The organism is Maricaulis alexandrii (genome assembly GCF_005871165.1).
Classification (GTDB): Bacteria; Pseudomonadota; Alphaproteobacteria; order Caulobacterales; family Maricaulaceae; genus Maricaulis; species Maricaulis alexandrii.
Window position 1 is genome coordinate 54087 of sequence record NZ_SWKP01000009.1, and the last position, 23952, is coordinate 78038.

At 66.7% G+C, this 23952-nt stretch carries 24 protein-coding genes and 1 pseudogene; 3 read left to right on the forward strand and 22 right to left on the reverse strand.

Features of this window, described 5'->3' with window-relative positions:
• Nucleotides 1-29: 29 nt before the first annotated feature.
• The 17 genes from FCS99_RS13090 to FCS99_RS13170 all read right to left on the reverse strand — a co-directional run bounded on the left by FCS99_RS13090 (nucleotide 30) and on the right by FCS99_RS13170 (nucleotide 19226).
• The gene (locus tag FCS99_RS13090) at nucleotides 30-584 is read right to left on the reverse strand and encodes a periplasmic heavy metal sensor (RefSeq protein WP_138513290.1); all 555 of its coding nucleotides are present in this window, start codon (nucleotides 582-584) and stop codon (nucleotides 30-32) included.
• Nucleotides 581-1006 (reverse strand): hypothetical protein, encoded by a 426-nt coding sequence (locus FCS99_RS13095; protein WP_138513293.1) that lies wholly within the window; start codon nucleotides 1004-1006, stop codon nucleotides 581-583. Before FCS99_RS13095 ends, FCS99_RS13090 begins: the two co-directional genes overlap by 4 nt.
• Nucleotides 1003-1671, reverse strand: coding sequence for an RNA polymerase sigma factor (locus FCS99_RS13100; RefSeq protein ID WP_138513295.1), 669 nt, complete (start codon nucleotides 1669-1671; stop codon nucleotides 1003-1005). Before FCS99_RS13100 ends, FCS99_RS13095 begins: the two co-directional genes overlap by 4 nt.
• Before the next feature lie 7 nt (nucleotides 1672-1678).
• Nucleotides 1679-2248, reverse strand: a complete 570-nt coding sequence (locus FCS99_RS13105; protein WP_138513297.1) for an EF-hand domain-containing protein — start codon at nucleotides 2246-2248, stop codon at nucleotides 1679-1681.
• A gap of 74 nt (nucleotides 2249-2322) precedes the next feature.
• Complete coding sequence (locus tag FCS99_RS13110) at nucleotides 2323-5202, reverse strand: bifunctional [glutamine synthetase] adenylyltransferase/[glutamine synthetase]-adenylyl-L-tyrosine phosphorylase (RefSeq protein ID WP_138513299.1); 2880 nt, start codon at nucleotides 5200-5202, stop codon at nucleotides 2323-2325.
• A gap of 50 nt (nucleotides 5203-5252) precedes the next feature.
• Nucleotides 5253-6686 (reverse strand): sensor histidine kinase, encoded by a 1434-nt coding sequence (locus FCS99_RS13115; RefSeq protein WP_138513301.1) that lies wholly within the window; start codon nucleotides 6684-6686, stop codon nucleotides 5253-5255.
• Nucleotides 6687-6695: 9 nt separating this feature from the next.
• Nucleotides 6696-7409, reverse strand: a complete 714-nt coding sequence (locus FCS99_RS13120) for a response regulator transcription factor (RefSeq protein ID WP_138513304.1) — start codon at nucleotides 7407-7409, stop codon at nucleotides 6696-6698.
• Nucleotides 7378-8883, reverse strand: a complete 1506-nt coding sequence (locus tag FCS99_RS13125) for a Do family serine endopeptidase (RefSeq protein ID WP_138513306.1) — start codon at nucleotides 8881-8883, stop codon at nucleotides 7378-7380. Before FCS99_RS13125 ends, FCS99_RS13120 begins: the two co-directional genes overlap by 32 nt.
• Before the next feature lie 102 nt (nucleotides 8884-8985).
• A complete protein-coding gene (locus FCS99_RS13130; protein ID WP_138513308.1) occupies nucleotides 8986-10236 on the reverse strand; it encodes a bifunctional alpha/beta hydrolase/OsmC family protein in 1251 nt (416 codons plus the stop codon).
• 62 nt (nucleotides 10237-10298) lie between these two features.
• Nucleotides 10299-10748, reverse strand: a complete 450-nt coding sequence (gene ccmE, locus FCS99_RS13135; protein ID WP_171036377.1) for a cytochrome c maturation protein CcmE — start codon at nucleotides 10746-10748, stop codon at nucleotides 10299-10301.
• Nucleotides 10748-11407 carry a DUF938 domain-containing protein gene (locus tag FCS99_RS13140; RefSeq protein ID WP_138513312.1) on the reverse strand — a complete coding sequence of 220 codons (660 nt, stop codon included), beginning with the start codon at nucleotides 11405-11407 and terminating at the stop codon, nucleotides 10748-10750. The genes ccmE and FCS99_RS13140 overlap by 1 nt, the downstream gene beginning before the upstream one ends.
• A gap of 58 nt (nucleotides 11408-11465) precedes the next feature.
• Nucleotides 11466-12827, reverse strand: coding sequence for a hypothetical protein (locus FCS99_RS13145; protein WP_138513314.1), 1362 nt, complete (start codon nucleotides 12825-12827; stop codon nucleotides 11466-11468).
• A gap of 64 nt (nucleotides 12828-12891) precedes the next feature.
• On the reverse strand, nucleotides 12892-14277 hold the full coding sequence (locus FCS99_RS13150; RefSeq protein WP_138513315.1) for a sensor histidine kinase: 1386 nt from the start codon (nucleotides 14275-14277) through the stop codon (nucleotides 12892-12894).
• On the reverse strand, nucleotides 14274-14951 hold the full coding sequence (locus FCS99_RS13155; RefSeq protein WP_138513317.1) for a response regulator transcription factor: 678 nt from the start codon (nucleotides 14949-14951) through the stop codon (nucleotides 14274-14276). Before FCS99_RS13155 ends, FCS99_RS13150 begins: the two co-directional genes overlap by 4 nt.
• Before the next feature lie 9 nt (nucleotides 14952-14960).
• A complete protein-coding gene (locus FCS99_RS13160; protein ID WP_138513319.1) occupies nucleotides 14961-15302 on the reverse strand; it encodes a PepSY domain-containing protein in 342 nt (113 codons plus the stop codon).
• Between the two features lie 63 nt (nucleotides 15303-15365).
• Nucleotides 15366-16277 (reverse strand): DnaJ C-terminal domain-containing protein, encoded by a 912-nt coding sequence (locus FCS99_RS13165; RefSeq protein ID WP_138513320.1) that lies wholly within the window; start codon nucleotides 16275-16277, stop codon nucleotides 15366-15368.
• Between the two features lie 84 nt (nucleotides 16278-16361).
• A complete protein-coding gene (locus FCS99_RS13170) occupies nucleotides 16362-19226 on the reverse strand; it encodes a baseplate multidomain protein megatron (RefSeq protein WP_138513322.1) in 2865 nt (954 codons plus the stop codon).
• 221 nt (nucleotides 19227-19447) lie between these two features.
• Here FCS99_RS13170 and FCS99_RS13175 point away from each other — a divergent pair, with 221 nt between their 5' ends.
• The 3 genes from FCS99_RS13175 to FCS99_RS13185 are packed head-to-tail and all read left to right on the forward strand — an operon-like array spanning nucleotide 19448 to nucleotide 21056.
• Nucleotides 19448-19633 carry a phage BR0599 family protein gene (locus FCS99_RS13175; protein WP_138513324.1) on the forward strand — a complete coding sequence of 62 codons (186 nt, stop codon included), beginning with the start codon at nucleotides 19448-19450 and terminating at the stop codon, nucleotides 19631-19633.
• Entirely contained in the window at nucleotides 19630-20112 is a 483-nt protein-coding gene (locus FCS99_RS13180; protein ID WP_138513326.1) for an NlpC/P60 family protein, read from the forward strand. Before FCS99_RS13175 ends, FCS99_RS13180 begins: the two co-directional genes overlap by 4 nt.
• Nucleotides 20094-21056, forward strand: coding sequence for a hypothetical protein (locus tag FCS99_RS13185; RefSeq protein ID WP_138513328.1), 963 nt, complete (start codon nucleotides 20094-20096; stop codon nucleotides 21054-21056). Before FCS99_RS13180 ends, FCS99_RS13185 begins: the two co-directional genes overlap by 19 nt.
• Nucleotides 21057-21089: 33 nt before the next feature.
• Here the strand turns inward: FCS99_RS13185 and FCS99_RS13190 are convergent, their stop codons facing one another.
• The 5 genes and pseudogenes from FCS99_RS13190 to FCS99_RS13205 all read right to left on the reverse strand — a co-directional run bounded on the left by FCS99_RS13190 (nucleotide 21090) and on the right by FCS99_RS13205 (nucleotide 23921).
• Nucleotides 21090-22010, reverse strand: a complete 921-nt coding sequence (locus FCS99_RS13190; RefSeq protein WP_233352848.1) for a phage portal protein — start codon at nucleotides 22008-22010, stop codon at nucleotides 21090-21092.
• A gap of 82 nt (nucleotides 22011-22092) precedes the next feature.
• Nucleotides 22093-22344 (reverse strand): annotated as a pseudogene (locus tag FCS99_RS16300) (terminase large subunit domain-containing protein); the annotation flags it as partial.
• A gap of 115 nt (nucleotides 22345-22459) precedes the next feature.
• A complete protein-coding gene (locus tag FCS99_RS16305; protein WP_233352828.1) occupies nucleotides 22460-22867 on the reverse strand; it encodes a hypothetical protein in 408 nt (135 codons plus the stop codon).
• A gap of 289 nt (nucleotides 22868-23156) precedes the next feature.
• Complete coding sequence (locus FCS99_RS13200; RefSeq protein WP_138513332.1) at nucleotides 23157-23579, reverse strand: hypothetical protein; 423 nt, start codon at nucleotides 23577-23579, stop codon at nucleotides 23157-23159.
• Between the two features lie 3 nt (nucleotides 23580-23582).
• Nucleotides 23583-23921, reverse strand: coding sequence for a RusA family crossover junction endodeoxyribonuclease (locus FCS99_RS13205; protein WP_138513334.1), 339 nt, complete (start codon nucleotides 23919-23921; stop codon nucleotides 23583-23585).
• Nucleotides 23922-23952: the final 31 nt, after the last annotated feature.

The following is a 23952-nucleotide window of genomic DNA, read 5'->3' on the forward strand; positions in this document are numbered from 1 at the left end:
GTGCAGCCGGGCTTTTCTCTTGGACCATCCTACCGGCCGGGCTCGTCCCCGGGTGGCGGGCGGTCGCCGCGTGGCCCGTCCCTGTGACGGCGGCGATGCCAGGAACCGCGACCAGCCTCGATCGCCGCAGCCCGCACCTCCGGATCCAGATCCGCGACAATATCCAGCACGACCCGTTCCAGGTTCAGTTCCAGGACTTCCCGGGCCGCCCGCATCTCGGCCAGTTCCGCAGAGACGGCTTCCGGGTCCAGCGTTTCGGCCACCAGCAAGGCTTCCAGGCGCTGCCGGGCTTCGCGATTGGCCTCGAAATGCGGCCGCATGTCCTCCAGCCCGGCGCGCAGGCGCGTGCGCGCCTCGTCACGGGCCTCGTCCGGCAGGGCAAAGAGGAAGCTGCGCATGTCGAACCCCTCCGCCGGTCCGCCGCGTCCTCCGCGGCGACGCTCGTGATGCGGGCCGTCATCATGGGCATGACGCGGCCGCCAGTCGGGCCCGTCCGCCGTGCGGTGAATCAGGAAGCCCGCGAGCGCGCCATTGGCGAGCACGGACACGAGAAGCGCAATGATCCAGGGTGTGGACGGTCTCACACATCACCTCCCAGCCAGTCGACCCAGTCCTGGTCGAGTCCATTGAACGCATCGGCATAGACGATGTCGTCGATTGTACTGTCCGACGCCGTCAGCGCACCGCTGGCAAAGCCGGCAAACACGCCGACCAGCAAGGCCGCAGCCGCGGCCACCGGAATCTGCCAGCGCGGCCGGGCGACCGGTGTCGCAGCCGGTGCGGCCGGAAAGGCTTTCAGGATCCGCCGTTGCAACAGGTCGGAGGGCATGACCTCGTCCGCTTCCATCATCGCATCCAGGGCGGCCGCCTCGGCGAGGGCCTCCCCGACGGTGTCCGGATAGGCGTCGATGAAGGCGAGCATGGCGTCATGCTCCGCCTCCGGCCAGCGGGCCGGATTGGCACCATAGGCCTCAATGATCTCGAAAAACCGGTCTTGCTTCATCATGTTGCACCATGCCGGGCCGTAGAGGGCCCTGTATAGCTTTCCATCAGGCCGGATGCATCTCCGGCCAGGATGGTCTTCAGTTTGCGCCGGCCGCGGGCCAGCAGGGATTCAAGCGCATCGACCGACACCGTCATGATCTCGGCAGCCTCGATATTGCTCATTTCCTGGAAGTGGACGAGTTCGATCGCCTGTCTTTGCCGGTCGGGCAAGTCGCGCAGAGCCCGGGCAATGCGGTCGCCCGTCTCGGCCCGGCGCATGACCATTTCCTGGTCCGGCGCCTCATCGGCCTGTTCGGGCACTTCATCGGTCAGGACCTCACGCCGCTTGCGCAGCCGGTCATAACAGAGATTGATCGCGATCCGGCACATCCAGGTGGACACCTGCGCCTGCCCGGTCTGCCAGCGCCCGGCCGCGTTCCAGACCCGGATGAAGGTCTCCTGCGCGACATCCTCGGCCTCGATCCCGTCACCCAGCGTGCGACGGGCGAGGCCCAGGATCCGTGGCAGATGACGCGTCATCAGGGTCTGGGCCGCGTCCCGGTCGCCCTGGGCGATCCGGGACATCAGCGCATCATCATCGGACGCGTCCCCTTGTTCGCGGACGCGGCGGGAAGCCAGGCGTGTCTGAGGCGATTGGCCTATATCCATACCGCGTCCGTCAAACATTGTGACCTCAGTTGCGCCACCAGCGGCGGCGGTCTTCACGGCGTTCCCGGCGCTGCTCGACGGCGGCATCCAGTTCCTCCGGGGTCACCACACCATTCTCGTCCGCATCCAGGCGGTTGAACAGGGTGTTGTCTCGCTCGAGGAATTCGGCGCGGGAAACCCGGCCATCCTCATTGGCGTCGGCGCGCAGGTGCGGCGGCATGCCGCCATGCCCGCCCCGGCCACGACGGTGCCCACGACCTTCGCGCGGCGCATCATCGCCCCGCTCGGCGCGGTCCGCCTCCCGGATCGCCCGCATGCGGGCGCGCATCGGGTTCTCGTCCGCCTCGTCCAGGAAACCGTCGGCATTGCGGTCCATCCAGTCGAACATCTCGGTCTGGAGGGCATCGACTTCGGCCGCGGTGATGGAATTGTCGCCATTGGCGTCAGCCGCGCGCAGCATCATCATCGCATGACCCGGTCCCCCGCGGCCGCGATCACCATGATGTCCGCCATGCGGGCCCTGGGCCTGAGCGGCGGTTCCAGCCAGCATCAGGCTCGACCCGGCCAGCAGAATGATCAGCTTGGAATGTTTCATGAGGAGAAATCCTTTGTCTTGTCCGCCTCGCTGAATATTCAACGCACGGGTGACGGCATTCCGTCGCGACACACTCAGATTTTTCCGATCAGCCTGCGAAACAGCTTGCGGACCGCCTGGGTGCGGCCTTCCAGATCCAGAGCCAGGGCGTCCAGGTCCGGCAGGCCCGCCAGGCCGGCCAGGCGTTCCGCGAAACCGGCACTGGCCGTGGCCGGATCAAAGCCCGACCCGTGGGCGCTGCGCAGCATCTGCAACAGGCCCAGATAAAGCTCCAGATTGCCCGTCAGCACCGCCGCATCCCGGGCATGCAGGGCGCCGGCATCCTGCAGCGCCCGCAAAGCCACCTTGGTCGGCGGCCGCAGCACGTCCCGGCGCGGCGCATGGATGAGCTGCAGGGTCTGGGCGATGAATTCGATGTCCTGGATTCCGCCCGCCCGGGCCTTCAGATCCCAGATCCCCTTGGCCGGCTTGGCCTCCTCCAGCTTCTTGCGCATGGACAGGGCGTCCTCGCGCACGCCGCGCCCGTCCCGGTATTCCGTCAGCGCGGCGCGGATCGCGGCTTCGACGCGGCGGGCCAGTTCATCATCCCCGGCGACGACGCGGGCGCGCGTCAGTGCCATCATTTCCCAGGTCCAGGCCTCGCCGGGATAATAGCCCTCGAACCGGTTGATGCTGACCGCCACCGGCCCCGCCTTGCCCGAAGGCCGCAATTGCATGTCGACCTCGAACAGATCGCCCTCTTCGGTCGGGGCGGAAATGGCGCTGATCAGGCGCTGGGCGAAGCGGCCGAACCAGGACTGGGCCTCGCCGCCCTCGCCGTCAGCCTGATAGATGATCATCATGTCCAGATCGCTGTCAGAAGCGAGCTCCCGTCCGCCCAGCTTGCCCATGCCGAGGATGGAATAACAGCCCGGCTTGGGGCCGAACCGGCGCTCGGTCTCCGCCTGCGCCGCCTCGGCCATGGCGTGCAGGGCGACCTCTGCCATCTCGGTGAACGCCATGCCGGCACTGTCGGCATCGACCTGGCCGCGCAGGATCTGGGCGCCGATGCGGAAGCGTTCCTCGCGCACCAGACGACGCGCCGCATTGAGCGCCTCCTCATAGCCGCCGGCCCGCTCCATCGCGTCCTTCATGAGGTGCGCGAAAGCACCGGGCGGTTCCTCCGACAGGGGTACGGAAAAACGCCGGTCCAGCATCGCGTCCAGCAGGTTGGGCCGCCGCGCCAGATCGGTCGCCATGCGCGGGGCCAGGGTCAGAATGCCGATCAGATCCGCCGCCAGGCCCGGCTCGTTGGACAGGAGGGAGAGCGGCTGCACGCCCATGGGCAGGCTTTCGAAAAAGCCGGCAAAGCGGACCAGAGCCGCATCCGGCTCCCCGGTCGCCGACATCCGGTCCACCAATTGCGGGGCGATGCGGGCAAACAGGGTCCGCGCCCGGGTACTGCGCACTGCCCGCACCCGGCCCGCCGACCAGGCATTGAGGCGTTTCCAGACGGCGTCCGGTTCCGTGAAGCCCAGCGCTTCCAGGGTTTTCAGCGTGTCCGGTGTCGGCTCCACCCCGGTCAGGATCAGCGTCCCGGCCGCCGAGGCGAGCGGTTTGTCATCCGCGAACTGGTCGGAAAAATGCCCGTGCACCCGCCGCAGGCAGGTCTCCACCGCCTGTTCGAACGCCGCCCGCGTGTCGAACCCGGCCAGGGCGGCCAGCGCGGCCCGCGCCTCCTCGCTCTCCGGGATGGTCTGGCTGGCCTCATCCTGGCGCATCTGGATCCGGTGTTCCCAGGCGCGCAGATCGCGATAGTCCGACGCCAGTGAATCCGCGGCATCGGCCTCGATGATGTCGAACTCGGCCAGCACCCGGAGCGCGTCCAGGGTGGCCGGCTTGCGGAGCGGCGCGTTTCGCCCGCCGAAGACGAGTTGGGGAATCTGGGCGTAGAACTCGATCTCGCGGATCCCGCCCCGTCCCAGTTTCAGATCATGTCCGGCCGGTCGGATTTCCGCGCGCCGGCCCACGGTCTGGATCTGGCGGGCCAGACCGCGAATGTCATCGACCGCCGCATAATCCAGCGAGCGCCGCCAGATGAAGGGCTGCATGTGGGCCAGGAAGTCCGCGGCCGCCTCCGCATCCCCGCCACAGGCGCGTGCCTTGATCCAGGCCGCCCGCTCCCAGGTCTGGCCCAGGCTTTCATAATAGTTCAGCGCGGCATCGGTGGAGATCACGACCGGGGTGGCACCCGGATCAGGCCGCAGGCGCAGATCGACCCGGAAGACATACCCGTCTTCGGTCACGTCCTGCAGGGATTTTGAGACGGCCTGCACCAGGCGCGGCAGGCGCTGGCGGGGCTCCTGCCCCTCGGGCATCACCAGACGCTCGGCATCATAGAAGATGACTAGGTCGATATCGGACGAATAGTTGAGATCGCCCGTCCCCATCTTGCCCAGCGCCAGCACGAACAGGCCGGGCAGCGGGTTGGCGGGATCGGCGGGCGGCACAGCACGGCCGGCCTCCGCCATGAAGCGGACATGGGCCAGCAGCGCTGCCGCGACCGCGGCATCGGCCAGCCGGGTCAGGGCAGCGGTGACCTCTTCCACCCGCCAGCGGCCGGCCAGATCGGCCAGGGCAATCACCAGATGGGAATCGGCCTTGGCGGCCCGCAGCGCGGCATCCAGGGCCGTCTTGTCCGGGGCCGCTTCACCGGCAATGCGCAGATTGTCGATCGCCGCATCAATCAGCGCCTCCGGCGTGGCCGTGGCACAGGCGGCCAGCGTTGCCGGCCGCCGCTGCGCCAGCCGTCCCAGATAGGGCGCGGCATCGAACACGCCCAACAGGAAATCCCGCGCCGGCGCCAGCGGTGTCCGCACCGTCTCCTCCAGCCCGTCCAGGATATGGGCACAGCGGGCCCCGTTGCGGCCCGGCGGGACCGGCAGATCGGACGAAAGGAGCGGTGTATCAGTCATGGCAGGCAAACTGACCTGATCCGGCGGACAGGTGAAGCCCTGGCAGCCGATTACGTCTCGGCGGGGGCCTTGGGGAAGACCAGGGCGGCGCGCAGGCCCGGACCATGGCCGTCAGCCACCACGCCGGGTCCTTCGGCCAGTTCGAAGCGGCCATTATGGACATCGGTGATGGCCTGGACGAGCGACAGGCCGAGACCGGAGCCCGGCAGGGTGCGCGAATTGTCCAGACGGACGAAGCGCTGCACGACCCGGTCGCGGTCCGCATCCGGCACGCCCGGCCCGGTATCGGTGACGGAGAATTCGATCATCCCGTCCCCGGTCTCGCGCAGGCGCAGGGTCACCGCCCCGCCCTCCGGCGTGTACTTGACCGCATTGTCGAGGATATTGGCGAGCGCCTGGGAGACCAGGCCGCGATCACCCAGCATGCACAGGCCGGACTGGATTTCGCTGTCGAAGGCCAGCCCCTCATCCTCGCACACCGGCTCGTAGAGTTCGGCGAGATCGCCGGCGATATCGGCCGGGTCCAGGCGCACGATGGAGGCGCGGCTTTCGCCCGCCTCAAGCCGCGACAGGGACAGGATGGCGTTGAAAATGCCCAGCAGCTCGTCCGTGTCGGCGACCGCGCGCTCCAGCGCCTGTTCACGCGCTTCCAGATCGCCATCCTCGCGCAGGGCTTCATCCAGCCGGTTGCGCATCCGGGTCAGCGGGGTGCGCAAATCATGGGCGATGCTGTCGCCGGTATGGCGCATGCGCAGCATCAGCGCCTCGACCCGGTCCAGCATGTTGTTGAAATTCTCGGAGAGCTCGTCCAGTTCGTCACCGGAATAGGTACGCGGGGCGCGCGGCTGGAGATCGCCGGCCCGCACGCGCCGGGCGACATTGTTGATCCGGTCGAGACGGCGCACGAAGCGCCGGCTGACGAAAATCCCCGCCGCCACACCGAGAGCCAGGGCCAGGGCCGAGGCCGCCAGGATGGTGTTGAGCATGCGCGAGACGAGCCGCGTCTCCTCATGCACATCCAGGCCGACAAACAGGTAATAGCCGGAGGGCAGATTGATGATCTGGCCCCGCGCCGTGCGGTCATCCTTCTCCCCCTCGCCCACCCCGCCGGACGCCAGCGGGCGGCGATAGGTGAATTGCAGGCGTCCCTCGGCATCGGGCTGCACATTCGGCAGGCCGGTCAGATTGCCGGACATGGTGCGTCCGTTGGGATTGATCAGGAGATAGAGATAATCGGCACCACCGCCGACGGTGCGCTGCAGGATATAGCGGTTCACCGTGGCGATCCCGCCCGCCTGGAAGCGCTGGTCGAGCACTTCGACCTCTTCATTGATGGCCGCATCCGCCCGGCGCAGCATCATCCCCGCCGAGGCCGCATACACGAAGCCCAGGGTGACGAAGCTGGACAGGGCAAACAGCGCTGCCGACAGGAGGGTCTGCCGGAACGCTGTTGTCCTGAGAAAGGCTGTCGAGCGGCGCGCCATCCGTCCCGGCTAGGCCTGGAGGCGGTAGCCGGCACCCCGCACCGTGTGCAGGAGTGCACGCGGATAGGGTTTGTCGATCTTCGAGCGCAAACGCGAGATGTGCACGTCGATCACATTGGTCTGGGGGTCGAAATGATAGTCCCAGACCTTCTCCAGAAGCATGGTGCGGGTCACCACCTGGCCGGAATGCTTCATGAGGAATTCCAGCAGGCGGAATTCGCGCGGTTGCAGCAGGATCTCCTCTTCGCCGCGCATCACGGTGCGGGCCAGAAGGTCCATTTCCAGATCCCCGACCACCAGCTTGGTGCGCACGGTTTCCGGATCGCGGCGGCGGGCCAGGGCCTCGACCCGGGCCAGCAGCTCGGCGAAGGCATAGGGCTTGACCAGATAGTCGTCGCCGCCGGCCTTGAGGCCTTCCACGCGGTCATCCACCTCGCCCAGGGCGGAGAGGATCAGCACCGGGGTGCGGTCCTCGTCCTTGCGCAGGGAATTGACCATGGTCAGCCCGTCCATGCGCGGCATCATGCGATCGACGACCAGCACGTCGTAATCCGCCGCCCGGGCCATTTCCAGACCCTCCTCGCCATCGGCGGCGTGATCGGCGACATGGCCGCTCTCGCGCAGGCCCTTGCGGATGTAGCTCGCCGCTTCGCGGTCGTCTTCAACAATCAGAATGCGCACGGATTTTCTCCTATTCTTCCGCGTCGAGCTGCAGCGCCACATAGCGCTGACCGCCCCGCGTCTCGACCAGCAGGAGAATGGCGCTGCGGCCATCCTCGCGAGCCTCATCGACGGCGGCGCTGAACGCGTCCGGCGTCGCAACGGGCTCACCGCCCGCTTCCAGAATGACATCGCCCGTGGTCAGACCCTTGCGCGCGGCTTCACTGCCCCGCTCCAGATCGTCCACGACGACGCCGGGCGTGTCCTCGTCCAGACCGCGCACGGCCCGGTCTTCTTCGCTCAGTTCCACCAGGCTCATGCCGAAATAGCGGACCTCGACCGGGACCTGCGTGCCGCTCTGCATCGCATCGAGTTCATCATCGGTCGGGCGGTCACCCAGCGTGGCGCGGAGCGTGCGTTCGCGGCCATCCCGGATGATGCGGAAGCGCACGGTCTCACCGACCGCGATATCGCCGATACGCCGGGTCAGGTCGCGGGAGGTCTCGACAGCCTCGCCATTGACCTCCAGCACGACATCCTCGCGCTCGAACCCGGCCTGGTCGGCCGGACCACCGGAGACAATCGACGACACGATGGCGCCGCGGGTCTCGTCCAGCTCCAGGGCCTGGGCGATATCGTCGGTCACATTCTGGATCGACACGCCGAGCCAGCCGCGGGCCACACGGCCATCGTCGAGCAGGTCGTCGATGATCCGCGCGGCCACATCGGAGGGGATGGCGAAACCGATGCCGACATTGCCGCCGGTCGGGGAGAAGATTTGCGAGTTCACGCCGATCACGCGACCATTGAGGTCGAAGGTCGGACCGCCGGAATTGCCGCGATTGATCGGGGCATCGACCTGGATGAAGTCGTTATAGGTGGAATTGCCGATCGGGCGGCCGATGGCGGAGATGATCCCCGCCGTGGCGGTGCCGCCAAGACCGAAGGGATTGCCCACGGCCACGACCCAGTCACCGACGCGGTAATCATGCTCGGTGTCCAGGCTGACATAGGGGAAGTCGATATCGGCTTCGACCTGCAGCAGCGCCAGATCGGTCTGCTCGTCCGTACCGATGATGCGCGCTTCGTATTCTTCGCCATCGCTCATGCCGATCGTGATCTGGTCGGCACCGCGGACAACGTGGTGATTGGTGACGATATGGCCTTCCGCAGAGATGAAGAAGCCCGATCCCAGCGACTGGCGCGGCGTCGGCTGGCTCGGCGAACGGTCGCCGAACTGGCGCTCCAGCCATTCGCGGAATTGCGGCGGCATGCCTTCCAGGTCCGGACCGGCACCCTGCGGGTCTGCGCTGCCTTCCGCCTGGATGGTCACCACGGCCGGGCTGACGCTCTCGATCAGGTCTGCAAAGGACATCGGGGCACCGTTGGGAACGGCAGCGGCGAAGGGAGGCTGGACTTCCGTGCTCTGGGCGTGCGCCGGACCGGCCAGCGGGTCGATCATTGCGACGGCGGCCAGGGTGGACAGGGCGATGAGCGAGACGCCACCGAGGCGGCGCATGCGTTCGACAGAAATCATGGAAACAACAACCTTTTTCTCTGCGGGTTACAGGGGCAATCTTTCAAACACCGGTTATCCCGGGTCTGTCTCAAAGATTACAATAACATTACAAACGGTAATTTACCCGTCATGTTCAGTGTGGGCAGGCGCGGACAGCTGTGTGCGGATCACGACCGGGGCGTTGAGCGTGCGATGAACCGGGCATTTGTCGGCAATCTCCAGCAATCTTTCTCGCTGCTCGTCACTCAGATCACCCTCCAGGGTCAGCGTCCGCTCGATGATGTCCACCTTGCGCTCCTGCCCCTCGGCACACGCCTCACAATCATCGGCATGCCCTTTCTCATGATGCAGCGTCACACTGACCCGCTCCAGCGGCAATCCCTTGTGCTCGGCATACATGCGCAGCGTCATCGAGGTGCACGCGCCCAGGGCCGCCGCCAGGTATTGATAGGGAGACGGGCCCGTGTCCTGCCCGCCCACACTGGCCGGTTCATCGGCATAGCTGGCATGATCGCCGGCCAGGACATAGTTCTGGAATTTGCCGCCCCCGGTCTCGGCGACCGTGACGCTTTCGCCCTGGCGGGCCTCGGGTGCGGGATAGCCCGCCGCCTCGATGGCATAGCGCCCTGCCCAGGCGCCGATGACATCGCCGATATAGGCGGCATCGCGCGGGTCATTGATCAGATGGTCCGCATGATCCAGCGAGACATAACTCTTGGGGTGCCGGGCCGCGCGGAAGAGGCGGCTGGCATTCTCGATACCCACGGTCTGGTCGATCGGCGAATGGGCGATCAGGACCGGCAGGTCCAGCGCCCGCACCGCCTCCTCCACCCTGTGACCGTCCACATCATCCAGGAATTGCTTGCGGATGCGGAAGGGCCGCCCGGCCAGCGAGACCTCGGCCTCACCGGTTTCACGGATTTCCGCGACATCCTCGGAGAACATGGCGGTGACATGGGCGGCATCGGCAGGCGCGCCCAGCGAGGCCACGGCCTTTACCGAGCCGATCCGCGCAGCGGCCACCAGAACCGCGGCACCGCCCAGACTGTGGCCAACCAGCAGGCTGGGCCCCTCATGCTCCGCCTCCAGATACCGGGCCGCCGCTTCCAGATCCTCGATGTTGGAGGAGAAATTCGTATTGGCGAAATCCCCGTCCGACCCGCCCAGACCGGTGAAGTCGAACCGCAGCACGGCAAAGCCCTGCCCGGCCAGCCGGCGCGCAATGCGGGTCGCCGCATGCGAATCCTTGGAACAGGAGAAACAATGGGCAAACAGGGCAAAGGCCCGCACCGGCCCCTCCGGCCATTCCAGCCGGGCCGCGAGGGTCTGCCCGTCGGCGCCTTTGAATTCAACCGCTTGTGTTCTGGCCATGCCTGCGCTCCATCACTCTGGTCCCAGAGTTAGGAGCTTGGCCGGACAACGCAAGCAAGGCGCTATTCACTATCCGGTGTTTCGCCCTGCCAGACGCCGGATTCGCGCAGCGCTTCGGCCACTTCCGGCGGCATGTAGGTCTCGTCATGCTTGGCCAGCACCGTCTCGGCCACCAGCGGGCCGGCTTCGTCAAACCGCCCCTGCACGATCACGCCCTGCCCTTCGCGGAACAGGTCGGGCAGGATGCCGCCATAGCGCACATCCACCTCGGCCCGACCATCGGTGATGGTGAAGGTGACACCCCCTTCGTCATGGTCGGCGACAGAGCCTTCCAGCACGAGCCCACCAACACGCAGCCGCTCCTGTGTTCCCGGATGTTCGGCCATGACTTCACTGGGCGAATAGAAATAGACAATGGCGCCGCGCATGGCGGTCAGGCCCAGCCCGACAGCGGCAATCAGGACCAGTCCGGCAAGGGCGATCGTGGCCAGGCGGCGATTGCGATGGCGCATCAACGGGACTCCGCTTTCTCGAAGACGAGGGAGAGATTATTGGCCGGCATGTCGATGCGGCGTTCCAGCACGAAACCGGCCGCGTCGAACAGGGCGATCACGGCGTCCAGGTCCCGCACGCCCCAGTCGGGATTGCGGGATTTGAGATTTTCGTCGAAAGCCAGATTGGACGGCGCGGTCTTCTCGCCTTCCTTGTAGGGCCCATAGGTGAAGACCCGTTGCCCGGGCTTCAGGAGAGCCGCTCCCCCGGCCGCCAGATTCTCGGCCACCCGCCAAGGTGAAATATGGATGACGTTCATGCACACGATCGCGTCCGTCTCCGGCACGTCCTGCCACCAATGGTCCTGCGTCAGATCCAGCGCCAGCGGCGCCGCGATGCGGCCGTCGACGGCCGACGCCCACGCCTGCTGGCTGGCCCGCGAGTCAGCATCGGGATCAGACGGCTGCCAGTGGATGTCCGGCCGGACCTCGCAGGCCGCAACCGCGTGCTCTCCCGTCCCGGAGCCGATTTCCAGCACCCGCGCCTGACGCGGCAGGACTACGTCCAAAACATCAGCAATCGCCGCACGATTACGGGCAGCCGAAGGCGAAAACAGGCGTCCGTCGGTTGCGGTCCGCGCTTCCAGGGCAATCGGGTCATTGGGGTCTGAAGACGTCATGATGCCGGACTTAGAAGCCCGCCTCCCTCCTGACAAGATGCAAGCGCCGGACGGGACGCTATGCCGCGGCTGCCAGTCCCCGACGACGCAGGAGGTTGGCCGGCTCGACCATGCCGCCGGACTCCATCAGCCGGGCAGTGATCTCCAGCCCGTCCTGGGCGGTGGTCCGGTTCTGCCCTTCGCTGGAGGCCACCAGGTCCACCAGAAGCGCGCCGGCATCGGTCATCCGCTTTTCGCAGACATCCAGAATGCGCTTGTGCGTCGAGGCAATGGCCGCCGCATTCGTGTGTTCGCGGCAGCTGTTGAGGAAGAAGAGCAGGCCTTCCGCCTTGTCGATGGCCGCTTCGCTGGGCAATTGCGCCGGGATGATCCGGCCGGACCGGCCGCGCCGCGGCTCGGGCAGGCCATTGTCCAGGGCCAGCGGGATCTTGTTCAACGTCTTTTCGACATTGCTGGACGCCTCGGCCCGGAGCGAGAACAGGACCTGGCCCCAGCGCCCGGCCTTGCGGATGCCGAATTCGCTGGTCATGCCATTGGAGTGGGCCACGAACTGGTCGAACACATGCGCGCTGGCCTTGGCTTCCTCCAGGGTCTGCGGCGGTTGCTTGAGCTTGGACGCAAAGAAGCCCGTATCGGCCAGAATGGCGTCGCCCACGGCCGCCAGATCCGTCTTGGAAACGACGAGATCATCTTCCCGGTTCCCGATCTTCGCGACCACACGGAAGATCTGCCAGGGCTCGGCCAGGCGGCCGATCGTCAGCAGCAGGACCCAGAGGGCCGCTTCGGGCGTCTCTTCAGACAGGCTTTCGTGCATTTCCCGGATCTGCTCGACCAGGTCGGGATCCAGTTCGACGATCTTGTCCGGCAAGGTCTTCATGGCCGTGCTGATTTCCTCGCAATGGGTCAGCAGGGAGGCCGCGTCGACCAGCATGCCCTTGGCATCGCCGCCGCCGAAGCGCTTCATCAGGGCCGTCATGTCCTTGGGCACGCGCTCAGCCGCTGCGATCGCATCCTTCAGCGCCTTGCCGGCGGTGCGGCGGAATTCGAACCAGATCGGATCGGATTCCGGCTTTCGGCATTTCTTGGCGGTTTCCACCATGTCCTTGGCCAGATGACGGGCCAGCCAGCCCCAGATCTTGGACAGGTCTTCCGGGCTGAAACGGAAACGGGATGGCGGGACCTTGCTCGGGTCGCCGACCAGATTGCGCAGCGGGGCGAGGACATAGGGCTTGGCCAGTTCGCCGGCCGGATCGCGCGTGGCTTCGTCGACCGTGGACAGAACCTCGAACAGCTGCGCCGCAGAGGCGTCCGTATCCTTGCCAGCCTTCGCCGTGGCAAGCAGAGCCGTCCGCTGTTCGGCGGACATGGAGCGCCAAAGCGCTTCAAGCTTTGCTTTTTGTGACTGCGAAATTCTGATCATCTAATGAGACATGAGTTCTTGCCCGATTAGACTATTCGACAATTTAGGTTAAAAGATTATTTTTTTAACGCGAGGTCGCTGGCAACATAATCCTTGCGCTCAACCCGCCCATCTCAGATCGACCGAGCGTCAGCTCGCCATCATAGGCCCGGGCCAGATCGCCCACGATCGCCAGCCCCAAGCCCGATCCCGGCGCCTGTTCGTCCAGGCGCACCCCCCGTTTCAGGGCGGCTTCGCACTCCGCCACATCCAGACCGGGACCATCATCCTCGATCGTGATCGCCAGGCTGCGGTCGCCGGTGCGTTCCGCCCGCACCGTCACGGTGGAGCCCGCCCACTTGCAGGCATTGTCCATCAGATTGCCGACCATTTCGTCGAGATCCTGGCGCTCACCCTTGAACCGCAACTCGTCCGGCGCCTCCGCCTTGATGGTCAGCCCCTTGGCCTTGTTGATCTTTTCCAGCGTCCGGGCCAGATCCTTCACCGTCGGCGCAACATCGGTCCGCGCACCGATGGCCTTGGCATGGGCCGCCGCCCGGGCGCGGCGCAAATGGTGCTCCACCTGGCTGGTCATCACGGAGGTCTGCTTGTCGACCATGTCCGCCAGGGGGCCGTCATGGGTGTGCGCTTCATTCTTCAGCACCGCGATGGGTGTCTTGAGCGCATGGGCCAGATTGCCGACATGGGTGCGCGAGCGTTCGACCAGTTCCCGGGAATGGTCCAGCATGGCGTTGAGCTCGTCGGCAAGGGGCTGCAGCTCGGCGGGAAACTGTCCGTCGACGCGCTGCGTCTGCCCCTCGCGCACTTCGGCGACACTGTCGCGCATGCGCAGGACCGGTGCCAGACCGATCCTGACCTGGAAAAACACGCCCGCCGCAATCGCCGCCGCGAATCCCAGGAACATGCCGCCCGACACAATGGCGAAGTTGCGCACATCGCGGTCGGCCGGACGCCGGTCCTCCGCGGCCAGGACCAGGACCAGCCCCGTCCGCCCGGACAGCTGGATGGCCTGGCCGGTCACCCGCAAGGGCTCGCCCGACGGACCTTTGGAATCAGCGGTGAAAGGGGTCCCCGGATCCTGGTTGGCGGCGCTGACAATCTCGGCAGGCGGGATCAGGACCTCGTCCCAGAGGGAGCGGGAGACGGCCAGCACATCGCCGCCCTCTTCCGCCTCGCCATTCTCGACGATCTGCCAATAGCGTCCGGAAAAAACCCGATCATAGGCCACGTCCGAGGGACGCCGGGCCAGCACGACATCACCGGCCGGGTCCGTCTCGGCCGCTGCGACCAGCGCATCGACCACACTCTCCAGACGCTGGTCCAGCGTGCGCAGGACCGAGCGCTGATACAGCGTGGTCAGCGCGACCGCCCCCAGCAGCAGCAGGACCAGGGCCCAGGCTGCGGCACCGGCAAACAGCCGGAAGGCCAGGGACGAGCGGGTTTGCTTCACGAGACGGGGCGCGCTTCCGGATCCACCAGCCGATAACCCAGACCGCGAACGGTCTCGATCCGGTCATTGCCGATCTTCTTGCGCAGACGGCCCACGAAGACCTCGATCGTATTGCTGTCGCGGTCGAAATCCTGGTCGTAGATGTGCTCGACCAGCTCGGTCCGCGAAATGACCCGGTCCTGATGGTGGGCCAGATAGGACAGCATGCGGAATTCGTGCGAGGTCACCTTTACCGGCGCACCATCGATGAAGACCCGCGCGCCGCGCGTATCGATCGACAGATCGCCGCATTCGATCGTGGAGGTCGTGTGTCCGGCGGCACGGCGGGTCAGGGCCCGCAGGCGCGCCAGCAATTCCTCGGTATGGAAGGGCTTGGTCAGATAGTCATCGGCGCCGGCGTCAAAGCCCGCCACCTTCTCCGACCAGCGATCCCGCGCCGTCAGGATGAGGACCGGGAAACCCTTCCCGTCCTGGCGCCAGCGTTCCAGAACGCTGACCCCGTCCAGCTTGGGCAGGCCCAGATCCAGCACGACGACATCATAGGGTTCGGTATCCCCCATGAAATGGCCTTCTTCCCCGTCCAGGGCGCCGTCCACGGCATAGCCGGCATCTTCCAGCGCCCGCGTCAGCTGGCGGTTCAGGTCCGGATCGTCTTCAACAACGAGTGCACGCATGTCAGCCCCCTAGCGTTCGTACAGAATCTGCCCCGTGCGGGCATCGGCAACCACATCCACCCGGCGGCCATCGCGCGTCAGGATCTTGATGACGTAACGCGGCGACGCCCCGCCCTCGAGTTCCGCATCCAGGACATCGGCGCCGGGATAGCGCTGGCGCACGGTGGAAATCACGCGCAAGGCCGGGACCACATCACCCTGGCGGCGCGCATCGCGGGCTTCGCTCGGCGTATACCGGTCCCGCGGATCGCGGGTCTGCGCCATGGCGAAATCATCAGGCTTGGCCTGAGCCGCGGCGGGAACCGCAAAAGCGCTGAACGCGCCGGCAATTATGATCAGGTGTTTCAACATGACTGCGATCTTACCCGGGGCCCCTGAACCCGTCCTGAACAACATGCTACCAAAACATTCATATCAGGACCGCATGCCCTTGCGCGGATCATAGCCCTTCGGCGGCGTCCAGTTTTCCAGAAATTCCGACAGGGCCTTGTCGCTGGACGGCAGCGCGACCATCAGGCGGACCAGCTGGTCACCGCGCTTGCCCTTGGCGGTCGCAAACCCGCGCCCGCGCAGGCGCAGCAGCGTGCCGCTGGAGGAACCGGCCGGGATCTGCAGATCCACCGGTCCGTCAATCGTCGGCACGCGCACCTTCGCGCCCAGCGCGGCCTCTTTCACCGTCACCGGCAATTCCAGCCGCACATTCTCGCCGTCGCGGGCGAAGTATTTGTGGTCGGCGACCTTGATCTCGATATAGGCATCCCCGGCCCGGCCACCGCCCGGCGAGGGTTCGCCCTGGCCACGCAGGCGCAGGACCTGGCCGTCCGAGGCCCCCGGCGGCACGGCGACATCCAGCGTCCGGCCACCCGGCAGGCTGACCCGGTGCTTGCCGCCATTGGCCGCGTCGAGAAAATCCAGCGTCAGGGAATAGCGCACATCCTGGCCCTTGCGTGGCGGTGCCTGGCGCTGCTGTGCGCCCATATCGGTGAACAGGTCGGAGAAGATATCGCCGAAATCCTCGAACCCGGACCGGTTGCGGCCCTGGCGGAAATTGAACGGACCGCGTCCGCCCGCGCCGCCCGCTCCGCTGGCGCCACCCATGCCCATGCCGGCAAACCCGGCCCGTGCGGCCGCATCGTATTCGGCACGCTTTTCCGGATCGGACAGGAGTTTGAACGCCTGGGAGACGTGTTTGAACTTTTCCTCGGCCTTCGCATTGCCCGGATTGGCATCCGGATGCAGCTCCTTCGCCAGCTTGCGATAGGCCTTGCGGATCTCGTCCTGAGAAGCCGTCTTTTCGACGCCCAGCGTCTTGTAGGGATCGTCCATGCGAAATACCGGTCAAGAACGGTGATGATGCCCTTCATGTAAGCGGCTTCGGCCCGGTTCGCAAAGCACGGCGTCAGGCCGGCGCTAGAGTGTCAGCACACGGCGCACGCTGCGGCCTGCACCAAGCCTTGCCGAAAGCTGGGCAATCTCGACCGTGACGGCCTGCGGAAGTCCCCCGAAGGCGCCTGCAAGTTCCGCCTCCGCCAGGGTGAGCTCCGGCGTCGTGACCTCGGTCTCGAACACGGTCATCTCCCCGTCCAGCAGCCGCACGCGATAGGCTTCGCGCGCCTCGCCCAGATCCACCTCCGGAGCCGTCCAGTCATCACCTCCCGTCCGCGTTTGCCGGACCCAGCGCACCTGCCAGTGCGCGCCCTGCCAGGCCGCACGGACATGCACGACCGGCAGGGGCCGCAGCGCTCTTTGCTGATGGGTATGAGACACGGACACCGCCGACCCGTCTGTCACCGGCCAGCCGGCGGCCACCGCCTGCACATCCAGCGGCGCACCAAGCTCGTGCGCATCCAGTGCCAGCGGCACCAGCGCGTCGGACACCCACACCACCCGCGCACCGGGTTGCACATCCGTCACCGGCGAGCCGGCCAGCCCCCGCAAGAGTGTGCCCAAACGGTAGCGGTTCAGCCCGACCAGTTCGGCCTCGGCAAAGCCCAGGATTTCCCAATCCCCGTCCGCCTGCTGCACGGCCAGCCGGTTCGCACCATTCAGCACGTCCGGCCTCGGCCGGCTGGCCAGGCTGACCCCCGGCATCTCGACCTCCAGCCGGCCCGCCTCATCCCAATAACCCACCGGCCCCAACGCCAGCTCACCGACCAGGTGTCCCAGGCCGGCGGGCCGTTCGATCCGGGTCCGCCAGCGACCGCCGGCATGCACGTCCAGCGCGCCCGGCCAGTCGGCCACGCGGGCGGCCAGCAAGGGGCCCGCCTCATGCCCCAGCGCGCTGTCGATCACGGCCAGCGCCGGGCGGACAGGCGGGCGCGGTCCGGCACCATCCGGTCCGGCCACACTGCCGGCCACGCCCCGGGCCCGCTGTGACGGCGGACGCAGGCGCACACGGCCCGCCCCGTCGCCCTCGCGCCAGACCACTTCGCCGCCGCGTCCCGCAACCGTCAGCCGGTCCGCCGTTTCCAGCCCCAGCGCGAGGGGCGGCACGGTCAGGGTCAGGCTGGAGGCCCGCGTCTGGATGTCTGCCAGCCAGTCCCGGCACCAGCGCCGCGCCAGATCCGGATCGGCCACGACATTCAGGGACAGGCCCGCACTGCGCACCGTCTCGAACGCCTCGACCGCCTGGGCCAGCCCCGGCCGGTAGTCGGCCGTGTCATCGGCAAAGCGCAGCTGCACATCACCCGGCAGTTCCGCCCGCGCCGGTTCATGCATCTCCCACACGGCCCCACCGTCAAAGGCCGGCTCATCCAGCTCCAATTGCGCCGCTCTCGCACCGGAAGAGACAAAGTGCAGCGCCTGTGCCCGCGCATGCACGCCAATCCCCAGCGCGGTGACCAGGGGCGACAGGGCCGCCCGCACACTCATCGGCCGGTCGAGCCAATAGCCCGACACGACATCCTCCAGCTGCGAGACATCCACCGCCTCCAGCCCGGCCTGTGCGGTCAGCTCCTTCACCATGTCGGCCAGCAGAACCTGCCCGGCCCGGCCATTCAGCCAGTGCCCGCGCGACCAATTTTCGCCATCCGACCAGACATCGCTGCGGCCGGGAAAGGCCGGCCAGGGTCGCGCATCCCAGCACCAGGCATGCATCAGTTCGACCGCCACCATCGGCTCGCCATAGACCGGGGAGACCGGATTCTTCGCCGGATCCGACCAATGGGTCAGCAGGGCTTCCAGGACCCGCCGCTGGATCAGGTCATCGCGCGTCCCGTCGGAGAAATGCGGCCAGCCGCTTTCCGCGCTCTTGGGATCGAAGAAGAGATTGGGCTGGTTGGCGCCCTTGTCGATCGCCGGACACCCGATCTCGGTGAACCAGACCGGCTTGCTCTGTGGCACCCAGCCCGTCGGGTCAGCCGACCGCACACCCGCGATCCGCTCATGATGCGGCTCGCGCCAGAAGGCGCGCACATCCTTCACCCGCCAGATCCAGGCCTCGTCATGGGCCTCGTCCGTGATCGGGGTGCGGATCTGGGCCGCCCGGTCGGCCTCACTGGCATAATACCAGTCATACCCTTCCCCGCCCTCGATCGCGGCAGCAAGATAGTCCGCATCCCGCGGTGAGGGCGCCAGGGCCGCATCCCGATGCGCCGCCCCGTCGCGCCAATCGCCCATCGGCGCATACCAATCGATCGCGACGGCATCGATCTCGGAATGGCTCCACAAATCGTCCAGATGAAACCGCCGCGTCCCGTCCGGCCGCGTATACCCGGCATATTCCGTCCAGTCCGCCGCATAGGAGAGCCGCGTCTCCTGACCCAGCAAGTCGCGCGCCTCGTCTGCCAGATCGCACAGCGCCGCCACGGCCGGATGCCCGCCCGCCGCATCGCTGACCGTCGTCAGGGCGACCATTTCCGACCCGATCAGGAAGCCGTCCACCCCGCCGGCCGCCTTCGCGAGCGCCGCCATGTGCAGGATGAAGCGGCGGCAGGACCATTCCGCCGGACCGGCATAGCTGACAGCCTCACTGCCGACCGCAAAGTCCGACGCCGCAGCCGTGCCGAAAAAGGCGGCAATCTGAGACGCCGCCACTGCCGTTCCGTCCACCGAGCCCGCCACATCGCGTGCCGGATGACAGCTGACCCGTCCGCGCCAGGGATGGGCGGCCTGCTCCCCGCCGCCATACGGGTCCGGCAGACCGTTTCCGGCGGGAATATCCATCAGGATGAAGGGATAGAGCGTCACGGAGAAACCGCGCGCCTTGAGCTGGCGGATCGCCGCGATCACACTGGCATCATCCGGCGTGCCGCCATAGGCCGGACGCCCCTCCACCTGACTCACCGCACGGGCGTCTGAGCGAGCGGCTGGACCAGCTGGAACGCATGGATGCGCGGCAGGGGCCGCTGGCGGAACGCCTGGCCAGCCTGGAAGCGGAGATGCGCCTAGCGCGGGAGAGCCTGGTGCGGATTGAACGGCGGATGGAGGAGTAGTCTTCGTCTGCCCCCTCATCCGGTCCTTCGGACCACCTTCTCCCGCGAGGGGAGAAGGAGGGCATGGCACCTGACCCGGCGCATCCGGATTTCGGTACGGGCTGTGACCAGGCCTTCGGCACTTGCCGGGACCGGTTTGCCAATACGCTGAACTTTCGCGGTTTTCCCTACATGGTCGGCAATGATGTCCTGCAGCGTGCGGCCGGCGACGAGCCGGTGCGCGATGGCGGATCGCGGGGGCTGGCATGAGGGCGCGCGGGGCGGTTCTGCGCGAGGCGCGGCGCTGGATCGCGACACCCTATCGCCACCAGGCCAGCTGCCGCGGCGCGGGCTGTGATTGTCTGGGCCTGCTGCGCGGGATCTGGCGGGCGCTCTACGGCGCGGAGCCGGAAAGCGTGCCGCCCTATACGCCCGATTGGGCGGAGGTGGCGGGCGCGGAGACCCTGCGTGAGGCGGCGTTGCGGCATCTGGTCGAGATCGATCGAGCGGCGGCGAAGCCGGGGGATGTCCTCCTCTTCCGGCCGGACCTCAAAGGGCCTGCCAAGCATTGCGCGATCCTGTCGGGCCCCGACCGGATTATTCATGCCTATTGGGGCCAGGCCGTGGCGGAGACGGCGCTGACGCCCTGGTGGCGAAGACGCTGTGTGGCGGCGTTCGCCTTTCCCGATCTGCCCGCGCCGGACACCGGCCTCATCAGCAAGGAGACGCTATGGCCCAGCTTGTCGTAACGGCGGGACAGGCCGCGCTGAAAGGCGTGCAGCATGTCGGCCCGGCTGTGGCCCGCTTGGCGGCGGACACGGCGGTCGATGCCCTGTTCCGCACCCGCAAGGACGGGCCACGCCTGGCCGAGATCGAGGTGCAGACCTCCACGGACGGCGCGCCCATGGCCCGCGTCTGGGGACGGGCGCGGATCACCGGCCAAGTGATCTGGGCGGCGCGCTTCGCAGAGCATTTCGAAGACACAGGCGGTGGCAAGGGCGGGCCGACGCAGCGGGATTATCACTACACACTCTCTTTCGCCGTGGGCCTGTGCGAAGGCGAGATCTCCGGCATCGGTCGAATCTGGGCGAACGGGTCACTGCTGGACCAATCGCTTTACCCGGTGCGGGTCCATGCGGGAGGCGAGGACCAGGCACCGGATGCCCTGATCCAGGCCCTTGAGGGCGAGACGGCGCCGGCTTTCCGGGGCACGGCCTATGTCGTGATGGAGGATTGGCCGCTGGAGGTGTTCGGGCATCGCATTCCCAATCTGTCCTTCGAGATTTTCCGGCAGGCGGGAACGGGTGGGCTGGAGCGGCAAGTGCCGGGCGTGAACCTGATCCCGGGCACGGGCGAATTCGCCTATTCCGACAGCGTCGTGATGCGCGTCTTCGGTGAGGGCGAGGAGGTCGCGGAGAATGTCCATAACGGGCGCGGCCTGCCGGACTTCATGGCGGCCCTGGACGATCTGGAGCGCGATTTGCCGAATTGCCGCTCGGTGCAGCTGGTCGTTGCCTGGTTCGGCGATGATCTGCGTTGCGGACAGTGCACGATCCGGCCCTGCGTCGAGACCGCGGACAAGGCGACCCGTCCGACGGACTGGTCGGTGGCAGGTCTCGAGCGGACACCCGGCCGGACCAGATCAGCGCGCCGGAGGTCTGCAGCACGATCGCCAGCAACACCCCCAGCGTGACCTGCCGCTGCAGCGTCCATCCCTGTGACACCGTCATTCGCTCACCTCCCGCTTGCCTGTCTCGACCGAAATGTTCAGATCCGCCCCGAACCAGGGCGCCAGCCACACTTCCAGCGCCCGCGCCGCCTTGCGCGCCAGCGGCTGGACGGTCTGGGTCCAGAAGGCCTGGTTGGCCTCCTTGTAATTGGCGTAGGTATTGTCGCCGGGCAGGCCCAGCAGGAGCGGCGGCACGCCGAAGGCCAGTGCGATCTCGCGCGCCGCCTCCCGCCGCGCCGCGATAAAATCCATCTCCGCCGGGCTCAGCGCCATCGGTTTCCAGTCCAGCCCGCCTTCCAGCAAGAGCGGCCGCCCGGCATTGTCCGGCCCGGAATGGGCGCCAGTCAGTTCCGCCTTGAGCCGGTCAAACTGGTCCTCGGTCAGATGCCCGTCCGCCCCGTTGAAAACCAACGCCCCGGACGGCCGCGCCGCATTGGAGATCAGCGCCCGCGCCCAGTCCGCCGAGGCCGTGTGCAGATCCAGCGCCCGCCCCGCCGGCTCCAGCGGCGACAGCCCGTAATGATCATCGCCCGGGTGAAAGAGTTTGAGATGAAACACCGGCGAGCGCCCGCTCGCCCGGTCGCGCTCGAAACGCCGCACAGAGCCCGCTGCCGAGTATTCCCACCCCGCCGGCCAGCCCGTCCGGTCCGCCAGCACCCGCATCCGGTCCGGCCGCAGAGCGAACAGTTCGCGCGGCTCGCCCTCCAGGCTGGAGAGCTCCAGATAGGCATTGCCCGCCAGCTGCAGGAAGCCATAAACGCCCTCCCACAACTCCGCGCCGGACTGTTCCGCATTCGGCCGGTCCAACAGTGTTTGTGCAGCCGCGTCCGAGGCCTGAAACCCCAGCGAGGCCGCCGCCTCCGCCACCAGACGCACACAGCGATTGGCAATCGCATTGCGCCCATAACCCGCCTGCATCTGCACCGGCAGCGCCCGCGGCGCCCAGCCGCAGCCCCATGCGCAACATGTCCAGCGTCGCCTGCGGCTTCGCCCAGGCAGCAAACTCATCCCCCCAGGCCCGCTCGAATTGCGGCCCGCGCAACCCGTCCGGATCCTCCGCCGAAAAGGCATAGGCCACCGCGCCGCACGCCCAGACCAGCCGCTTGCGCGTCGCCTCATAACGCGGCCGATCCTCCGCCGGCCCCACCGCCATCAGCCCGGACGGCCCCTCGATCATCACCTCACGCACATCATTGAAAGTCGGCCCGACCAGCGCGATGCGCCGCACCCCGGCCTCTACTTGCAAGCGCACCCATTCTGCACCCGCCCGTGTCTTCCCGGCCCCGCGCCCACCGAGGAACAGCCAGATCAGCCAGTCGTCCTCGGGTGGGGCAAATTGGGCGTCATTTGCGCTCAGACAGAACGCATCAAGGCTCCGTTCCAGCTCGGCGCGCTCTAGCCTCGTCAAGCTCTCGTCTAAATCCAAGGCGATCGGCCTGACGTTCGATCCGGCTTCGGAGGACGGCTTTGATCTCGTCGTCGGACATGTGGTCATAGGGCCCTGCCTCCTTGTCTGGGGCGGCCATCGTCCCGGTCTTGTCTTCAATCATCACAATCCCCTGCTGCTGCAGTTCGGCATTGGCCTGCTTGCAGATCCGCGCGCCGCGCTCGTCGCCCACCAGCAACTTGCCGGGCACTCGACCTTGCAGTCGGCGTCTGGATACTGCCTCGATCTCCGCGATTTCATCGGCTGTGCAGGCTGCCAATCGCCGCCGCGCATGCCCGATTGAACTGACATTCTTGCGGGTCAGTTCCGCAATTTCCTTGTCACGCATCCCGGCTTCGCCGAGCCGCAACCAGGGGAGCCAGTCTGGAAGATCCCAGTGCCCCACCCGTCTGTTTCGCTCTTTTCCGACCATGCCCAACTCTACCGCCCCGCCGAGACGGTCGGATTTCTTGCGGCGTGTTTGCCGGAAGGGATTGGGCGGATTGGGGAAGTTTTTTCCAAAAGACTGGGTAGCAAAGCTTTTATCCCCCCATCTCCTTGTCATCCCGGCCGAATGGCCTGCGAAAGCAGGCCGCAGAGCCGGGACCCATAAACACAGAACCAGCCCGAAAGCAGGCTCAGCCGCAGATCACGCGCCGCGCGACCTTGATGCAAACCACATCGCTAAGCCCCAGCCCTTCCCTCACCTCGTCCAGCAGCTCATACATTTGCTGGTCCAACCCGCCATGTGTCACGAGAGATGCAAGGAGGATCTGATTCAGGAAAAAGGCTTCAGACCGTTCCTGCCCGGCCTTCACCAGCGCATCACGGAGCTTGAACAAGGAAACAAGCCTGGCCATGCGATCAGGCTCTGGCACAGAGCCGGTCAGGCAGGCCTTGGCTGTTTCAAGTGCCTCAAGCTCCGTTTCAGAAAAACGATCCTGCACCAGTTCCGCCATAGCAACCGACAGAGCTCGAGCCTTGAGATTGTCAGCGTCCAGCCGATCATCGCTGAGTTCGCGGTCAATCCAGTCGAGAAAGAGCTGCCGGGCGGAAGCCAAAACCTAAGCCTCTTCCAGCACCCGCACTTCACTCATCGGCCGGGCCGTCACCGCAATGCGCGGGCGGTCGCCCTCGACCTTGGTGACGAGCAGGCGTTCCACCTGGCTGTCATCATGGAAGACCACGCCGGTCAGGGCATCGAGCACGGCCTTGGCGACATTGTCGACGTCGTGGGTCGGGCTTTGCGGGGTGCGCTGGATCTCGATGGTGACTTCGTACGGGCCCCATTTCGGGCGCGCCCGCTTGAACTCAAGCCGGAAGAATTCCCCGATCAGGGATTTGAAGCGACGCGTCTGCGTGGTCACCGCGTCAACGCGCAAATTGAGTTCGTCGCCAGACATCAGAGCCTGAACCTTCCCGCGTCCTGTCCAG

Excerpts from the sequence above, each read along its gene's own strand:
- FCS99_RS13140 (WP_138513312.1), bottom strand. The coding sequence starts at position 11,407 with ATGACGTCTTCAGACCCCAATGACCCGATTGCCCTGGAAGCGCGGACC.
- FCS99_RS13130 (WP_138513308.1), bottom strand. The coding sequence starts at position 10,236 with ATGGCCAGAACACAAGCGGTTGAATTCAAAGGCGCCGACGGGCAGACC.
- FCS99_RS16305 (WP_233352828.1), bottom strand. The coding sequence starts at position 22,867 with ATGCGTGACAAGGAAATTGCGGAACTGACCCGCAAGAATGTCAGTTCA.
- ccmE (WP_171036377.1), bottom strand. The coding sequence starts at position 10,748 with ATGCGCCATCGCAATCGCCGCCTGGCCACGATCGCCCTTGCCGGACTG.
- FCS99_RS13155 (WP_138513317.1), bottom strand. The coding sequence starts at position 14,951 with ATGCGTGCACTCGTTGTTGAAGACGATCCGGACCTGAACCGCCAGCTG.
- FCS99_RS13145 (WP_138513314.1), bottom strand. The coding sequence starts at position 12,827 with ATGATCAGAATTTCGCAGTCACAAAAAGCAAAGCTTGAAGCGCTTTGG.
- FCS99_RS13105 (WP_138513297.1), bottom strand. The coding sequence starts at position 2,248 with ATGAAACATTCCAAGCTGATCATTCTGCTGGCCGGGTCGAGCCTGATG.
- FCS99_RS13160 (WP_138513319.1), bottom strand. The coding sequence starts at position 15,302 with ATGTTGAAACACCTGATCATAATTGCCGGCGCGTTCAGCGCTTTTGCG.
- FCS99_RS13205 (WP_138513334.1), bottom strand. The coding sequence starts at position 23,921 with ATGTCTGGCGACGAACTCAATTTGCGCGTTGACGCGGTGACCACGCAG.
- FCS99_RS13185 (WP_138513328.1), top strand. The coding sequence starts at position 20,094 with ATGGCCCAGCTTGTCGTAACGGCGGGACAGGCCGCGCTGAAAGGCGTG.
- FCS99_RS13125 (WP_138513306.1), bottom strand. The coding sequence starts at position 8,883 with ATGATTTCTGTCGAACGCATGCGCCGCCTCGGTGGCGTCTCGCTCATC.
- FCS99_RS13190 (WP_233352848.1), bottom strand. The coding sequence starts at position 22,010 with ATGCAGGCGGGTTATGGGCGCAATGCGATTGCCAATCGCTGTGTGCGT.
- FCS99_RS13100 (WP_138513295.1), bottom strand. The coding sequence starts at position 1,671 with ATGTTTGACGGACGCGGTATGGATATAGGCCAATCGCCTCAGACACGC.
- FCS99_RS13110 (WP_138513299.1), bottom strand. The coding sequence starts at position 5,202 with ATGACTGATACACCGCTCCTTTCGTCCGATCTGCCGGTCCCGCCGGGC.
- FCS99_RS13165 (WP_138513320.1), bottom strand. The coding sequence starts at position 16,277 with ATGGACGATCCCTACAAGACGCTGGGCGTCGAAAAGACGGCTTCTCAG.
- FCS99_RS13180 (WP_138513326.1), top strand. The coding sequence starts at position 19,630 with ATGAGGGCGCGCGGGGCGGTTCTGCGCGAGGCGCGGCGCTGGATCGCG.
- FCS99_RS13095 (WP_138513293.1), bottom strand. The coding sequence starts at position 1,006 with ATGATGAAGCAAGACCGGTTTTTCGAGATCATTGAGGCCTATGGTGCC.
- FCS99_RS13175 (WP_138513324.1), top strand. The coding sequence starts at position 19,448 with ATGGCACCTGACCCGGCGCATCCGGATTTCGGTACGGGCTGTGACCAG.
- FCS99_RS13120 (WP_138513304.1), bottom strand. The coding sequence starts at position 7,409 with ATGTGGCGCTGCAGCTCGACGCGGAAGAATAGGAGAAAATCCGTGCGC.
- FCS99_RS13115 (WP_138513301.1), bottom strand. The coding sequence starts at position 6,686 with ATGGCGCGCCGCTCGACAGCCTTTCTCAGGACAACAGCGTTCCGGCAG.